This is a genomic window from Legionella rowbothamii (genome assembly GCF_900639985.1).
Taxonomy (GTDB): Bacteria; Pseudomonadota; Gammaproteobacteria; order Legionellales; family Legionellaceae; genus Legionella; species Legionella rowbothamii.
Genome location: NZ_CAAAIM010000001.1, coordinates 500,998 through 518,475, shown reverse-complemented (window position 1 = coordinate 518,475; position 17,478 = coordinate 500,998). Strand labels below are relative to the sequence as shown.

Here is a 17,478-nt window from a genome sequence, read left to right as displayed (position 1 = left end):
TGAGTTTTTAAGTTGTTATTCAGCCTTTTTGAATCAAAACTTTCTAAGTTGGCGCATAGCATATTTAAAAACCTAACTTATAAATTATAGAATGTTTTAAATTAAAAGGAGAAAATAAAGAGAGCTCAACTGAGCTCCCTTCAAGTTGAACAACTAAAACACCATCCTCGATGAATTAATCAGTGTACTTAAATAGATACGTGATTGTACAAGCTCTTCTGTTCTTACTTCATCAAGACGAGTTATTGCATCTAAATCTTGAGCGCATCCTACTCCACCTTCGTATCCACAACCGTTACAATTATTTTGACCACGTGTTATTGCGAAATTGTAGCCAAGTCCTTCTTGGGATGAAGTTAGCGGAAACCAGGAATCAACTTGTCCTGTTTTTTCATTGTAAAAGGTTAAATTCCGGGGCAAGCTCGCTTCTTTAAATTTAGGTGTTGGATAAAACGAGCGGGTTGGCTGACAGTATTCTTGTGCTACATGGGCCGGAACATCGCGTTGCGCTTTGCCAAGATTCAGCCAAGCATTGCGTAATGCGTTCAAACCATTCGCAGAGAAGAACCACGCAGTAGCGCCCGTGTTAAAATGATGTAGTGCCTGCCTTAATGGAGTAAAGTCGAAATGGGGAGAACGATGGATCTTACCGTGCTGTTGATACTCTAATCCCACCGCCTTTTTAGTTTCGGGATCGATACGATCTATTTCCTCAATACGGATAGATAAAATGGCTTTAGTTTTCTCATCCATATAGTGCTCAAGCATGTGGCGCATATGGGTGTCTTTAGCCCAATAGGCGTATTCATAGGCGGTGCAATTAAAAGTTCGGCCCGAATAATCGGTAAAAAGGCCTGGGGTTTGCAGCAGGGTTTGCGCAATGCCAGTATTTTGATTTAAAGAAATATCCGCTTCCTGTTGCTTTCCTGTGGCAACGTCGTGTAAAAATTGACGTATTTGATAGTTAGTGTGAGTACGGCACGCCTCTTTGACTGCTTCAGGTAGTTTGTCAAAAAACTCATCGGGGCTGTTTGCGATCAATTTTTCAAGTTCTATATCTGCTTCATTTAAAACCCATTCATTTTTGTGAAGAATGGTTGACGAGTGGCCTGAAAAATCAACCCGAATAGCTGAGAAATAGTTTTGATTTGGAAGGGCTGAATTAATAACTTCTGCAAAATTCACACAAATAGCCCCCTGATGAGCTACAAATTTGGCTGTTTCTCCTTTGGATTCAGTCTCTAAAATCATAAAATCATCCATGTGAGAATTTTCTTTAGTGGCTGTAATCGTGTGATAAGTACGTGCAAATTTTTGTTTAATTGCAGTTACATCATTGCCATCTAATAATTTAGATAAATCAAATTTATTTATATGCTCATTACAAAAGGTACAAATTTGTTGTTCAACATCTTCCCTGCGAATTAATGCATTGCAAATTTGTTCGACTAACTTATTGCTTAACTCTGCATCTGCATCCAGAACGGCACCAAAGTTTTTGTTACTAATGCCTTTAGCTTTACAATAAACATTAAGGAGCGCTAAAAAGAATTGAGTGAGTATGGATAAGCGCTCAGTTTGTTCTTTCTTTTTTGTGGTGGTTAGAACACTATAGAAGGGGGGAAGTGGTATATCGTTCCATAAATAGGGCGCACAAGCTCCCACTAGTGCATCAATATATTCTTTGGGGGTAGCATTATTGTTAAACCCCATAAGGGTATCGATTGTGGTTTGGGTCACCTGCTCGCTATTAGATTGCTGCGTAAAATCAATAGATAGACCAAACACAGCTAAGCATTGAGCTTTTAACGCATCTTGAATCTCTAAAAAGCAAGGATTAGCGGATAAAGTCTTTAATACACTTTGAGTTAAGGTAGCTTGCAAAGGAGGTTGTGGGATTTCAACTTGGGGATAAGCTGCATACATTGCATTATACAAGGGCGAAAGAGGGTTTCCTTCGAAATCATTTCTTCGCTCAATAGTGAATAGTGGATTAATAACGTTAGAAATTGGATCGGGTACGCGTGGCCGCAATTGAATGGTGTATAAATTAGATGTTTTTTTCAGTAAGGCATCAATCGATTGGCCATAATGATTTTTCATGGCAGAAACTGCAGTTATATAGAATTCTATTTGTTCAAGACGTTCCTTTTTGGGGGCGTACGCTGGGTGGCCCTCACCAAGCAATGTAAGATCTAGGAGTAAGGCCTTTTTATAGGTAATTAATTCATGCAGTGCTCCTCCATCAAAAAACTCACGCAAGGCTATGATGGCTTTGCACGTATTATCGGTAGAGATTTCCTCCCCTCCGACAATGGGGACCAGCAGGTGCATCTTATTGGTATCGGGATTAATGTAGATGTACCTAGGAGATACAGGTTCGGCTAGTGGAATATACATCTTGTCTCACTTTAATGATCATTAGAACAACGAATTTTCTGGCGCTTTCTTCCAGCGCCAGTTTTTTAAATAAGGTAGCTGAGAATAATAAAGCAGATTTTTTCCCAAGAGAGAGGTTCCGGCCATTAGAAGCAGGCTTAGACCAAGCAATAGGCTATAGAGCAGCTGAGAGTTCTGTTTGAATGAGGGTGGTTGAGCGAAGCTCACGGTGAATACAATTCCAATACCAATTAACCCCATTAGCGATGTAAGTAAAATACCCCATCGGTGCAATGATTTTTGTTTCCAGGATAAGCGGATTGCCCCAATAAACATGAGCACATACATGAGCAAATACATTTGAGTTGCCAGAGTAATCATAATCCAATAAGAGGCGTTAATCGAAGGAAGCATTAGGAATAGGGTGCTAATCAATGAAACGCCAAAGGCTTGTATGCACAACAGCTGGGTTACTTTCGTTTTAGTTGGTTCTGCTTTAGTGATGTCTTTGCTTGCAAATAAAAGCCCTTTTAAAGGGGAGTTTAACCAGCTATTTGCGCAGCCAATACACCCAATGACAATAAGTCCATTGATAAGGATGGTAATTTTTTCAAGATGAATTTGAGTAAAAAACAGCTTAAATAATTCTGGAATGCCACTGATAAAGTTAAGTTGTTGTGGCGAGAGAAGCATAGCTAAAGTTAATGAGCCAAAAAGCATTGTTGCAAAGATAATTAGTACGGAAAGCATGATGGCCTTTGTAAAAACTCCGGGTTTACTGTCATGGGCATGTACCGCTGCAATTTCAATGCCACAGAACGATAGGATAATGGCCGTTAATGAGGTCCATGTTTCTTGATGCGCGGGAGTGCTGAGATGAATTGATTGTGGGTGCATTATAAGCCATAAAACGCCAATAACCAAGATAAGTACAAACGGGATTAATAAACCGCATAAAGTGCATAAAATAGTTATGCGATGCGATAGATTAATGCCTCTGATATTGAAGTAAGTTAAGCCCCAAATAAGGCCATTAATGATAATAAAGAGAATGCTTTTTTGTTGGGTTAGTTGTGGATCAATACAGTAAAGAAATGCTCCGGCAATAAAACTAAAAAAAGTAGGGTAAATAAGAAGGTTTTGCATCCATTGAAACCAAATCGCTAGAAAACCGGTCTGTTGACCAAGACTGGTTTTTATCCAGCCGTAAATTCCTTCAGGTGATTGTTTTACAAACCAGCAGGCGATAAGGGCACAGGGAAATAAAAAGAACAGGAAGGCTAAAACAAAATATAGGAATAAGTCAGGCCCTACCAGGGCTGCGACAGGAAGATTGCGGATACTGTCTACCGAGCCTACCGTAATTAGCGTTAAACTCAGTACAGTGAGCGGTGACTTAGCCATCAAAATCTCAAGGAGAGACAGCTTAAGCCACCATCAATTTTTTGAAATTCACTCATATCAAGAATAATGACATTAAACCCATGACTTTGTACCGTCTTAATAGAAAAATCAAAACCAGCTGCCATGATGACTGTATCATTGACGCGGATGCAATTCGCTGCATAGGCTTCATTATCGGCAACGATGATTTGTTCGTAGGGACTAAGTTCGGGGTGACTAATTAATTCACCATTTACCAATATTTGATTGTTACCAAGATAAGAAATTCCTGTTTTTAAATGCAAGAAATGCTTAAGTTCAATAACGGAACTGCTGTAGCCATATTGGGTTAAAATCGTACTTAGTTGGCGCGCACCATCGGCATTGGTACGTTTTGATAAGCCGATGTAAAAATGATCATTGATGCGTAAAACATCGCCACCCTCAACGGTTCCAGGCATTTCTATTTGTCGTATTCTTTCTTTATAAAATGCTTGGATTGCTGGTTCAATGAACGCAACTTCACCTTGACGAGATGGAGCTCCCGGACAAGTGAGAATAGCCACCTTTTCTGTGAGTAAGGCTGGGTCTTCAACAAAACAGGAATCAGGAAATTTTTCTAAGGCTGGTAAGACAGTGACTTCAAGACCACAACGAATAAGCGCAGCAATGTAATTTTGATGCTGCTCTAATGCTTTTGCGTAATTGGGCTGACCTAGGTGAGTGGCGGATGTTAATCCATGAATTAAGCTAGCTGCCGGTGTACGTACAATCGCTTGTTGAAACATAAAAATCCTTTTTACTTATTAGATTGTAAATAATCCCAAATCATTTGTCTAAGAGCAAGAGGGTATTTAATTTTCCCTTAATATTGCTCAGATATAATGCAATCCGAATTTATTTGTTTCCTTTTGTGTTCTTTAGAAATATAAAAAACATGGGTTAATGACTTAAGTTAGAGTGAGTGAACTATGCCAACGATTTATGAGCAGATGCTAGAAGGTAAGAATAATTATGATGGCGTAACCTTGTCTTATCAAGGTGCACGATTTATCGACTCATCATTTGTAAATAACTCCTATAATGCAGATGATTCAAGTTTAACTCCACTTGAGGCATTTACCGAACGATTTAAAAATATTGGCGCCCTGTTGATTCGTTTCCATTTAGGTCAAGGACAGCGTGGCGGATTATTACAACAAGTGACCCGCCTTAATTATGCAGAAAACCCCATTGAACGCCCCGCGAAAGGCGGGGATGATTCAGCGGTTTTCTTTAAAGAGGATGCTCAATCGACCGAAAATATACTGGAGTTTTTAAGCCATCAACCTTTAGGGCGCTCCAAAGTATTAAACGAACGAGCTCAGCCCCTGCTTCATGTAAACAAAGCTCATGTTTATGGAGAACAAGGTCTCTGGGATATTTTGCATGCACCTATATGGAATGTGGGGCGTGCCATGAAATATGAATTAAAAAAACAGGGATTTATTTATTTGGCTTGCCCTCCTGGAATGAATAGTAAAGATCGGGCTTTTTTAGATCAGCGATTGGCTACATCAGGAATGCCTTTTAAGAATGTTTTTGATGAGCAAGGATTATCAGCTATTACCGGCGATATTAGTAAATTATCGTTTTGCCTGGATGATGAGAAGAAATATACTCACGAAGAAAATGGTTTAGCTATTGGCTTAGCTAATACTGATTATGCGCCTTTAGGGTGGATAATACATGCAGAGACAGGAGAAATCTTGCCTCAGGGGATTACTGAAGAGATCATTCGTGTTTCAGCAATTGCTGAGGGTGGATTTTATGAAAAGCGCAAAACACAACAGCAGATCCTGCAATCCGGATATTTAAAGAATACTAATGGCTTGGGGCTTTTCATGCAAAATCAAGCTTTTAATGCGATGTATGTTATTTTTGATTATTTGCAAAAATATAACTTTGATCCGCGTCCTTTACTTGATGGCTCCCTTTTGGCCATGAGTAAACGTGTCGATGAGTTAATGAAAAAAGATCCTTCGGTTATTGATGATTTTCTCACTGGAGCTCTTCAAGCCGAAATGGTACAGCCATTGAGGGTCAGTCAGGCTAAAAGTAAACGGACTGTATTGCCTTTGCGTTTTACGAATCCATTTGAGGTGACTATAAATAACTTAAAAGGCATCGCTTATGCGTTTGATTTAAAAGACAGCAATGGGCAACCTATTTTCAGAGAATATGATGATGCTCCAATTATTTCTCCAGCAAAAGAACTTACTGATGCGAAAGTTAATGGCATCTTAGTTGCCCCTTCATTTTCATCAGGGGGACATGTTGCTGCTATTTTATCTACTGCTGAACTGGTTGCTGAGCAAATGCTTCTTGAGCAATTATTACCACAAGCATTTCTAGGGAATGAGGCAGAAAATATTTTAGAGCAGCTTCTCTTAAAATGTCTTGGTCCGGTAAAAGGTGGGAATTTATTAGGCCTATTAGTCTATGAAGCCTCAATGTTGCCTATATCAGATAACAAACCGGTCTGTGGTGTACAATTTGAGTATTGTAATAAATTAGTCCAAGTATTACGTCAAGGTTTAGGCTTTGATAAGTTACAGAGTGCCTTGGCTCTGTTTGCAAAACCAGGTGTTAGTACCCAAGAAGTTCTAGAGAGTATGACCCAAGATGAATTGCGTGAATTAAGCGCTACGCTAAAGGTTTTGCATATTACGGGCAGTATGTTACAAAAATCCCCATTAACTAGTGCTCAATCAGAACATTCTAGAGGTATTAATGCTGGATTAGAGCCGCTAATTACTGCCTTAAATCCACATTTGGCCCAAGAGTTAGAAATTGCTTCTGAATCTATAGAAAGGGCGGTAGTTTCTCCAATTGCTCAAGGGGTTGTTAAAGACCGCCTTTCAACCCAAATTTTTACTCAATGTCCATTTCTTAGTGGTCAGTTAAAGAAACAAAAAGAAGTGGCAAGCGAAGGACACGTGGAGCATCAAGCGACACTCCAAAACTCAGGGTATTCATTTTTCAATACCTTATGGAATAACAAAGGAACAATACTCACTGCAACAGTTAGTGCTGCTGTAGTAGTTGGTGGCATTATGATGAATCAATAATAACCCAGGGCTAGGTTGTTTATAATTAATAATATCACTTAAGAAGTTATCAAGACGCAGGCTGGGCTTAACAGCTCAGCTACAGTCAGTAATGGCTAAACCTGCCCCATAGTTATCACTGCTGCACCGGTAAAGCGTCCGTGGCGCAAATCATCAAGTGCCTCATTAGTTTTTATCAAGGGATAGGTATGAACTTCCGTTTTTATAGGAATGGTCGGCGCTAAAGATAAAAATTCTTTGCCGTCGCTGCGAGTTAGATTGGCAATAGAGCATAAGGTGCGCTCTCCCCAGAGAATATCATAGGGAAAGCTAGGAATGTCACTCATGTGAATTCCTGCACAGACCACAATTCCACCTTTAATTGTGTGGCTTAAGGCAATAGGAACTAGGGCGCCAACAGGTGCAAAAATAATTGCGGCATCAAGAAGATGAGGGGGCGTTTGATTTGAGTCTCCGGCCCAATTGGCACCTAATTGATAGGCGAATTCTTGGGCCGCATAATCTCCTGGGCTGGTAAATGCATAAACAGTTCTCCCTTGTTTGCATGCAACCTGAATAAGTATGTGTGCGGCCGCGCCAAAACCATATAACCCTAAATGCTCAGCTTGTGCTGTTTTTAACAGAGCTCGGTAACCAATTAATCCCGCGCAAAATAATGGTGCCGCTTGATAATCTGAGTAGCCTTCAGGTATAGGAAAACAAAAGCGATGGTTGGCAACACAGTATTCTGCAAATCCACCATCAATTTGGTAACCTGTAAAGCGAGCTCGATTACATAAGTTTTCGCGCCCGGTTAAACAAAATTGGCAGGTTTCACAGCTACCTCCTAGCCAGGGGACACCAATTCGTTGGCCAACCTGAAATTCAGTGACCTCTGAGCCTAAGTCTTCAATCGTTCCTATGATTTGGTGTCCGGGGATAAGCGGTAATTTAGGGTTAGTTAATTCGCCGTCGACAACGTGCAAATCAGTTCGGCAAATCCCACAGGCACTCACTTTAATTAATACTTGGTTTCGGGCAGGGATTGGTTTAGCTACTTCTTTATATACTAGTTTTTGTAAGGGTTTTTCCAAAATCATTGCATACATCGAGCTTATCCTTTATCCATACATTCTATTAAAATGTAGCACTTTATTACCCACTCTGCTCAAATGGGGTAGGGTTTATTCAGCTTGACAATTAGGGTTAATGTATCAAACTTAATTAAAAATGAATCCCATTAAGGATATAAGGACGAAAAGGATGGCCTACATTGAAAATCGTGTTTTTGAAGAGATTGTTATTGGTGATTCTGCCTCCTTAAAACGAACTTTAACGCAAAAAGATGTGGAGCTTTTTGCGGTGATGTCAGGGGATGTGAATCCAGCGCATGTTGATGCTGAATATGCTAAAACGGACATGTTTCATAAAATCGTTGGGCATGGTATGTGGGGCGCATCATTATTATCCACTGTGTTAGGGACGGAGCTACCAGGACCTGGAACCATCTATTTAGAACAAACTTTAAAGTTCGAAACGCCAGTTGCTATTGGTGATAGCATCACCGTAACGTTGATTGTTACTGATAAGATTCCGGATAAAAATATTGTGGTACTGGATTGCCTTTGCGTAAATCAACAAGGGAAAACAGTGATTAGCGGTTATGCTAAAGTTATTGCACCTACGGAAAAAATAAAAAGAAAACGAATGGTACTGCCTGAAGTTGAATTTAAAGAGGAAAAGGCCCACTGGTATCAAGACTTAATTGCAGTAAAAAACCAATATAAACCTTTAATTACCGCAGTAGTGCATCCCGTTGATGTTCTTTCATTAACAGGGGCAATTAGTGCCGCCCAAGATGGTTTGATTACTCCCATATTAATTGGCCCGAAACAAAAAATCCTAGAGGCTGCAAAGGAAGCTAATCTAGATATTTCTGATTATGAAATTGTTTCCACAATGCATAGTAATGAAGCTGCGGAAAAAGCGGTGGAAATGGCGCAAAAATGTTTGGTTGAAGCTATTATGAAAGGCAAACTCCATACTGAGGAGCTGATGACTTCTATCGTAAGTAAGAAAGGGGGGTTGCGCACGGCGCGGCGTATGAGTCATGTTTTTTGCATGGATGTACCCAATTATCCGAAGCCAATCTTTTTAACCGATGCAGCAATTAATTTATTCCCAAATTTAAAAGATAAATGTGATATTGTACAAAATGCAATTGATTTATTTAGTACCTTAGGTTTTGGGGTACCCAATGTGGCTATTCTTTCTGCTGTAGAAACAGTTAATGAAAAAATTCCCTCAACCCTTGATGCCACCGCCTTATGTAAAATGGCTGAACGCGGCCAAATTAAAGGAGGGGTTCTTGATGGACCTTTAGCATTTGATAATGCTATTTCTATTGATTCTGCACGAGAGAAAGGAATTTATTCGCCAGTTGCGGGAAATGCTGATATTTTGGTAGTGCCTGATGTGGAATCTGGAAATATGCTCTACAAGCAAATGACGTACCTTTCTGGAGTTGAGGCTGCGGGAATTGTCATGGGAGCTCGCGTACCAATTATTCTTACTAGCCGTGGTAGTGGTGAGTTATCGCGTAAAGCCTCCTGCATTATGGGATTACTCTATGTTCGTAGAAAAACGGAGGGAGTTCAATAGCATGGATAAGGCGATTTTGGTTCTTAATGCAGGCTCATCCAGCATTAAATTCGCATTGTATACCTGCGCTGATTTAAAATTACTTTATCAGGGTAAGATTGGGGCTATATTTGATAAACCTCAATTTGTTGCTTATAGTCCCCAGCATGGGCAAATTATCAAGGAGTCAGTGTCATTTCCTGGATATGAATCCTCCTTAGCACACTTATTTGATTGGTTTAGCGGTCTCCCCCACCGTTTTGTTTTAAGTGCCGTAGGACATCGTGTGGTGCATGGAGGCAATATGTTCCATGAACCCTGTTTAATTAATGAAAAGATTACCACTCAAATTGATTCGCTAACCCCGTTGGCCCCTTTACATCAACCACTGAATGTGACAGCCATCAAGAGCATTAGTAAACTGTATCCCACTTTGCCACAAATTGCGTGTTTTGATACGAGCTTTCATCATACACAAGAAAAGTTGGCAACTCTATTTGCTATTCCCCGAGAATTGACTGCGGAAGGAATTGTTCGTTATGGATTCCATGGGATTTCTTATGAATACATCGCTTCAGTATTACCCAAGACGATTGGCTCGAAAGTCATTGCCGCGCATTTGGGCAATGGTGCAAGTCTTTGCGCCATGCATCAGGGTAAAAGTATGGCCTCCTCCATGGGGTTTACTGCTTTAGATGGCTTGATGATGGGGTCTCGTTGTGGAACCATTGATCCTGGAGTTCTGCTGTATTTGCAGCAAGAAAAAATGTATACAGTGAACGAGGTAAATGATCTTTTGTATTATAAGTCTGGGTTACTTGGTGTTTCTGGAATTAGCTCAGACATCCAAGATTTAGAGCTTAATCCTGATCCACGAGCTATTGAAGCGATTGATTTATTTAGTTACCGTGTGGCTGAGGAAGTGGGTAAGCTACTTTCTGTATTACAGGGATGTGACGCGATTATTTTCACAGCGGGCATTGGTGAAAATTCAGCTGTAGTGAGAAAAAAAGTGTGTGAGCGCTTGCATTGGCTTGGTGTGCGCCTGGACGAAGAAGCAAATCTTAGTAATCATTTCATGATAAGCACTCCAAATAGTGGGGTCTATGTTGGTGTTATTCCTACGAATGAAGAATATATGATTGCAAAACATGCAATGAACTGTCTTTTGCATAGTGAAGAGGATAAAAAATAGACAATAAATAAAACTTAAATTAAACTTAACGATAATTTAATTGGTAAGTGTTCACAAGGACCATAGTTGCATATCGGTGAAGGCTTATTGTATAAGGTATGCCATTATGTCTTTTGCGCCTAAGAGTAATCAAATGTCATCTAAAACAACGTATCTCCAAGAGGCTGTCCAGGAGGCCCAATCAACTCACCCTGAAAACTCACCATCTATGCTTCTTTGCCCAATTAGCGGTGACTTCATGAAGAAGCCGGTTATTACTCCTGATGGAAAGGTTTATGATGAGGCGTCTATTCATACTAGCTTAGCAACAAAAAAAGAAGATCCCCTAACGCGTAAGGAATTAAAAGCAAAGGATCTTAAGGATTTTCCTGAGTTATTAGGGATTATTAAAGAATTTACGCAACGTAAAGAAGAGTATGTAAAAAAGAAAGAAGATTTTATTCAGCAAGTTAGGAAAATTGTCCATCAAGGAGGAATACTTCCAGAAAAGCCTGCATTGTTTTTATGCCCAATAAGCCATGAATTGATTAAAAACCCCGTTATTACGTCGAAAGGAAAAGTATACGATCGTGATTCGCTACTCACCTATCTTCATAAATCTCAAGGTAAAGATGAGGCTGGGTTACCCTTATCTTCAAATGATTTTGTAGCATTCACAGAATTTAAAGAGCAATTAAAAGTATTTAAGTTTTATTTAACAAACCAACAACCTCAAGAAACAAAAGAACCTGAACTATCAAGTAGCCCTTTTAGTATATTTAAGACTATATATTCTGCGCTGTTTGGGGGGGATAGGCATTCCGATGATAATTCTAACGATAATAGCCCAACCCCAAGAATGTAGTTCATAATTTGCTCACTTGGTTTTTATTGTTATCAAAAAAAAAATTAATTGTTAAGATTTTGCTAAGTTCTCGAGCCTTATTGCCAAATTGGTCTCTTTTTCGACTATTATATATATAGTTAATTCATTATTTGGGTAACAATTATGAATCATAGAGACCTTGAAAAATATATCATCCAGTTTAAAGAAGACTTAAAAATTGCGGATACTTGTAAGAATATAAGAACAAGTATTCTTGATGCGATTACACAGGGTGAGTATTTTTCTCCTGAGCTAGCCGCTTACTTTGTAAGGGATGATGAAAAAGCTCCATTTAAGGTTTCCTCAACTGACCCATCACAAGTTGCTGTTCTTAAAAAACTACTTAATGCCTTGGAAAATGTTGAAAAGGCAATCTCCAGAATTGAAAATCTTGATATTAAACGAGATAGATACAAGATAGGTATTTATACAGATCTCGCTAAAGCTGGATATAATGCGGTGCATGAAGTAGCTGCTGCACTGGAATTAATTAACCACAGTAGTTCTGATATTCAAGAAATTGTGGCTCCCCATATCAAAGATCTAATGCCGAAAATGGCTGTTGCGGCTAATGCATTAGGACAATTTACTCCATCCAAACCCGAAGAAAGTGCGGGTGCGCTTCTTGCTGGAGCAATACAACAGCTTCCCCATGCCAAGCATACCAAAGAGCAAAGTCTTGAAAACTTAAGTACATTTATTTTTGATTTACCTCGTCGTTTTGAGGCCTTGCAAAAACTTGTGGCAACAGGGGCTTCAGGTATTGCAACTAAGTCAATTACCAGTCCAGAAGACTATCAAAAGGCAATGATTCAACGAGCAAATGAAACCAAAGAGTACTTTGAAAAATTGAGTACCAAAAGTGGTCTCTTGGGATTACCTAGTTATATAGGAGTCATACGTAAGTTAATTGCTCACAGTACTGATCTGGTAAATACAGCAGCCCCATTAACAAAACAAGCTTATTTGGATGCCGCCGATAAACTGAATGAAATTAAACACGACTTATTGCCTCAATTACTTGCTGAATTAGAAAAAATTGAGGAAGGAATGAGTTTAAAACCAGGAACCTTAACGGATCCGGTGTTGATGCAAATGAACACTTATTATACTCAATTAGCTACTCAAGTCGAAGCCATTGCGCAAACAGCAGGGGTGTTGGATTCCGCCACTGAGTATATGGATTCAAATTTAGGCACTATGGTGCGCTATTTGGCCGGGGATAAGGGCAAGTTGGAGGTAGGTGAAAAAATCAAGCCAATTGAAGGCTTAAAGGTTATGATGGATGAGCGATTTGTTGAAAAACGAAAAGCAAATCAAGCTACTCGATTGAACGAAGCACGATTTGAGGCAGACGATAATACTGCTAAAGAGGCTGCAACTCGCTTCTTTGACCGACTCAATTCCTACAACAGTATTCACCAGGCTTTATGCAAGTGGAGTTTAGCGAATGTTTCTCAAACTGAGCGAGATGCTCTTTTAGCTGATTACAAACAGTTTCAAACTCATTTTGCTGCCCAGCATCCAGGTATTGATAAACTTATTGTTGATGCATTAACACTGCCTACAGGAACTAATATCGTCTCCAGATTATGGAGTTCTGAATACAAACAACTGTATGGTTCAAATCATTTCTCTAAAGTATTAGCCTGTAAAAATGATGTGATGGAACATATTGAGCAAAGTAAAGCACAAGCAAACTTTAGAACGAGACTTATTGATAACACCATGAGTCACGCTGAAGAGGTTGCTTATGTGGCAAATGAGAAGACGACGAAGTTAAGCGCTGATGTACAACCTTATGCACCTTATGTCATTCATTTTGAAGACGGTAAATCTGCTGAGCATTATCATAAACAAGGTATTGTTGCAGCAAATCACGTCACAAAGTTAGAACAGGCTCGTGATGGGGTGAAACAATTTTTTGACTATTTAAGAGAATATGCGCAGCAAGGCGAGCCACCAAGAAATACCGTAAATGATGAGCCTTTGTACAAGTCATTAACTGCAGAAGATAAAGAGTTTTTACGTGTTCAATATAAAAAGTTTCAACCTCAGTTAGTTGGAATGGGATCTGCTTATGAGAGTCTTAATGAGCAGTTAGTTGCTATTTTAAATTCGCCAACGGCTCATGATCCTAAAGATCCTCCTTTATATTTAGCTCATATGCTCCAGCAGGATACGTTAATCGATGGCAAGTTAGCAGCATTAGAAACTAAGGCCAAACAAGATAGAAACACATATCTTGACAAGGAACAAGTGCAAAAAGCAAAAGAAGTCACTTCTGAGCCACTTACTGCTAAAGGAGAGGAGGTTGGTAAGAAAACATTGTTTGGAATGCTCAGTGAATTAAAGCTCTCTCAATCAGTGGATAACTTCTTGCAGGATAAATTCCAAAATTATTTAAGAGATAATTTATCTCCAGAAGTCTGGAAGCAGTTACCTAAAAAAGAGGGCACTGATGAGCTGGATCTGGACCCAAAACATTTGCCATACAAGGATCTTCATAAAGATAGTGAAGACGTGGTCATGTATAAACAGCTGATTAACTCATTGCATTATATGCACGTTGGTTTGAAGGAGCTTGAAGCATTAAATAACACCGCGGATGCTACGAATATTTTCACGCGCACTTGGCACTTGTGGGGAGCTTTTAGTGCGTTACTCCAAAACATTAATACGAGTAAATTCCATTTAATTGAAGCGGCTCGAAACCCTGGATTAAAAGCGATTCTTCAAGAAGGACTTGATTTACTTGAGCCTATAAAAAATATTCCGATTCTAGGTGATTATGTAAAAGAGCCTATGGCGAAAAGTGGGGACTATTTAAATGCTTCTAATGACGCATCTCAGATTGATGTGATTCAGGCTTGGAAAAATCAGCAAAAAATTGTAGAACGAGGTTTAGCAGATAGAGTTCCTTCTGAAACCACGGTTGTTGCTCCAGTGGAAGAAGAGCAAGGGCCTGTATATGGTCCTGAGCCCGCGCCAACCTCATATGTGCAATTAATTGCAGAAAAACTATATCAATTGCCGGTAGCTCTTAATCGCCTTAAAGGCGTAGATGAAGCTTCTTTAGCTTCGCAAGAAGAGGTTAACAAGCAAGTTAAAAGTTTTGTTGATGGATTAAATGGCTTGTCATTTGGACCTGGTACAGCCAATAAAGTATTGAATACCATTGCTAAGTTCCAAATGCAGGTTTCAGAAATTGGCGCGCTTAGCCATGATTTAGCTCTGGCGCGTCTGAAAGAAATTCGTTCTGAATTTGGTGCTATTTTTATGGAAGCAGCGGATAGTGCTGAGTTTCATTTAGGCTTAAAGCCAGGAACCTATTCGGATGTTGTTAAGGAACGTTTTGACCGTTTTTATGAGTCCCTTATAGTCAATGTGGCTACTGAGTTTAAAAAAGATCAGGATGGGCTTGTATTGCTCTTAGATCTTTCTGACACTCAAAAACGTTTAGCTAGAGAAGAAAAACGAAAAAATGACATACACGCTGCGAGTCCTGCCGATGTTGCACGAGGAAAGCTGACAAGTGCAAATTATAATGAGTTCGCCGAACAAATTGATGCTTTTGATGATTTGGCACAGATTCGTCTTGAATGTGACGTTCCTAGCTCTGCACTTACCAATGATTTTCCAGAATTGCAAGAAAAAGCATCAAGAGCCTATGATTTGGTCCAACCTTTACTCGCTGAAGTTGATCCAAAATTTACCGTAGATTTTATTGATAATGCTTATGATGAGCTGGAGTTACAGGACTTGTTGGGAGAAGTTCTTGCTGCACAAAATGAAGTGCTTAAACCAACAACTATTTTTGAAAATTTCCAACTTTTAGTAAGAGAATCAAATTTTGAGTCTGAAGCAGATCAGAAAAAGTTTTTACAATATTATGCAGAACTTCAACCTTACCTTAGTAAAATAGATAATGTGCATAATGTGTCTAATTTCAATGCTTATTTAAGAGAGCTGCAGGAGCCTTCAGATTTCAAAGCTCAGGGGAAAAAAATCGTTGCCATAGCCCCCAAATTGCAGGAATTAATTAAAGGGCTTGAGGATGCAAAAGAGCTAAAAATAAAATTATGTGACGAGCGTATTAATCATCTGAAGGGCATGATCAAAGAACAACAAGAGGTTATTGGCCCTGAAAGAATCGCCGCATTTAAAGATAAGCTCTTTAGTAATTATCTCAATGCTAATTTGAAAAGTGCATTAGAAGCTCAAATTGGTCCTCATGCAAAAGCATTTTTCGAATATATTTTGCCCGAGCTCAATAAGAAAAAAGCTGAAATAGTTTCAGGAATTGATATTACCCAAGATATGGAAGCGCTCATTGCCCAGCGAATTGATGATGCGTCTCAAATAATTATTGGCGAGCAAAAAGAATCATTCAAAGCAGTGTTGTTTGAGCAACAGGTGCAGGAGGCCGTTAAAAAATCTGCTGGAGAGTCCCTTGGTTTTTATGCCGGGGCATTTCTTAAGGCGATACAACCTGATTATAAGCAAGCAAAAGCAGTAGCTCTTAATGGGATTGAATTCAATGAGCAGATGGGAGAGAAGATTGCTTCCTCAGTAGGTACCGTTGTTCCTCTTGTGCTTGAGATAAACAAAGAGTTACAAGGGGCTCTGTCTAAGTTAAATAAAACTTTAGAAACAGTAAATAACTTGATTGAACAAGAACAAGCTTTTGCAGAAACTAATCCTTGCAGAGCAAAAAAACTGGCTTTATTAACTGAGCTTAAAGAGCAGCTAACACAACTTGATGTGAGCAAGGAAGCAGATAAGGTTGATAAGGTTAATGCTTATGCAGAAGAACGTATAACCGCCGCAGTAAATTATGATGCAATCATCAATATTTATGATGTGCTTAATGAATTAAAAGAAAAAATTACGACTGAATCAATGGTACCACAGGAAAAAGAAAAACGACTGCACGTAATTTCTGCAATCCAAGATGGTTTAGCTGATGAATCTTTATTGCCTTTTGAGCGATTAGAAAAGGCGTTGAGTAGGTTAAGTGCTGCATCAGAGCAGAATGTATTAAGAGGTGCTAATCATTATTTGGTTGGTGATGCTTATAAAGGACAACTTTTTGATAATCATTTAAACGTTACCTTGGTTGAGCAAATGCAAGGAGAGTTAGGTCCTTATGCTACTGCGTTTATTCAACAGATAAGTCCTGATTTTATGACTAAAAAGTCTGAAATAATTATGGATTTAGCGGTTGATGATAAAACTGAAGCTCAAATTGCAGAGAAGTCTAAAGGACATTGGGCTCAGGTTTGTTCTAAGAATCATGAGGCAAAAGATTTATGTACTTTACTGAATCAATCTTTAAAAATAATAAGTCAGGTGATTGAAGAGGAAGAGCGTATAAAGAGTGCAAAACCAGGTAATCCAGGACGAGAAGAAAAAATCAATCAATTGAAAAAATATCAAAGTATTCTCGCTGAAGGAGATAATATTCCTGAGCAGGGACGGATGCAATACCTACAAAGACGCAATGCAGAAGTTCAAGACTTTTTAGCCCGAGTACCACATTATGACTCGATCATTAAGGTACACGATAGCCTTAATGAGATGAAAGCCTATGTTAATACTAAGGAAACCTCCGTACTTATTAAAGGCAAGAAAATAGAGGAAATCTCCAAGATGCAAGCAATGTTAGAGGTTGATTCTAAAGAGCCTTCTGAGCGTCTGGCTGATGTAAAAAGTCATGGATTGAGTGAGAAATGTCAGGATGTATTGCATAAAAACTCGGATAATCCGTTTGTTAAATTGATTAAAAAGTTTGTTTCGTTCTTTACAGGACCGACTCAGGAAGAAACGATGATGTCTTCATTCAAACAACGTCTACAAGATATTAAAGTTCCCGCTGTAGACACACCGCAGGAGCAAAGTAATATCAACCTTGGGATGTAAAGTCA

General features: G+C 39.2%; 9 protein-coding genes. 5 read left to right on the top strand and 4 right to left on the bottom strand.

Features of this window, described 5'->3' with window-relative positions:
• Positions 1-153: 153 nt before the first annotated feature.
• The 3 genes from E1P08_RS02095 to E1P08_RS02085 are packed head-to-tail and all read right to left on the bottom strand — an operon-like array spanning position 154 to position 4,550.
• On the bottom strand, positions 154-2,400 hold the full coding sequence (locus tag E1P08_RS02095; RefSeq protein WP_133135360.1) for a hypothetical protein: 2,247 nt from the start codon (positions 2,398-2,400) through the stop codon (positions 154-156).
• A gap of 21 nt (positions 2,401-2,421) precedes the next feature.
• Positions 2,422-3,783, bottom strand: coding sequence for an APC family permease (locus E1P08_RS02090; RefSeq protein ID WP_165485063.1), 1,362 nt, complete (start codon positions 3,781-3,783; stop codon positions 2,422-2,424).
• Positions 3,783-4,550, bottom strand: coding sequence for a dimethylarginine dimethylaminohydrolase family protein (locus tag E1P08_RS02085; RefSeq protein ID WP_133135358.1), 768 nt, complete (start codon positions 4,548-4,550; stop codon positions 3,783-3,785). The genes E1P08_RS02090 and E1P08_RS02085 overlap by 1 nt, the downstream gene beginning before the upstream one ends.
• Before the next feature lie 183 nt (positions 4,551-4,733).
• Between E1P08_RS02085 and ceg17 the strand changes: the two genes are divergently transcribed.
• A complete protein-coding gene (gene ceg17 / locus E1P08_RS02080; protein ID WP_133135357.1) occupies positions 4,734-6,872 on the top strand; it encodes a Dot/Icm T4SS effector Ceg17 in 2,139 nt (712 codons plus the stop codon).
• A 95-nt stretch (positions 6,873-6,967) separates the two neighbouring features.
• Here the strand turns inward: ceg17 and E1P08_RS02075 are convergent, their stop codons facing one another.
• Positions 6,968-7,960, bottom strand: a complete 993-nt coding sequence (locus E1P08_RS02075; protein ID WP_133135356.1) for a zinc-dependent alcohol dehydrogenase family protein — start codon at positions 7,958-7,960, stop codon at positions 6,968-6,970.
• A gap of 154 nt (positions 7,961-8,114) precedes the next feature.
• Between E1P08_RS02075 and E1P08_RS02070 the strand changes: the two genes are divergently transcribed.
• The 4 genes from E1P08_RS02070 (at position 8,115) to E1P08_RS02055 (ending at position 17,473) form a co-directional block, all read left to right on the top strand.
• Complete coding sequence (locus tag E1P08_RS02070; protein ID WP_133135355.1) at positions 8,115-9,512, top strand: bifunctional enoyl-CoA hydratase/phosphate acetyltransferase; 1,398 nt, start codon at positions 8,115-8,117, stop codon at positions 9,510-9,512.
• Between the two features lies 1 nt (position 9,513).
• Entirely contained in the window at positions 9,514-10,686 is a 1,173-nt protein-coding gene (locus E1P08_RS02065) for an acetate/propionate family kinase (RefSeq protein ID WP_133135354.1), read from the top strand.
• A 106-nt stretch (positions 10,687-10,792) separates the two neighbouring features.
• Positions 10,793-11,530, top strand: a complete 738-nt coding sequence (locus tag E1P08_RS02060) for a U-box domain-containing protein (RefSeq protein ID WP_133135353.1) — start codon at positions 10,793-10,795, stop codon at positions 11,528-11,530.
• 144 nt (positions 11,531-11,674) lie between these two features.
• Entirely contained in the window at positions 11,675-17,473 is a 5,799-nt protein-coding gene (locus E1P08_RS02055) for a hypothetical protein (RefSeq protein WP_133135352.1), read from the top strand.
• Positions 17,474-17,478: the final 5 nt, after the last annotated feature.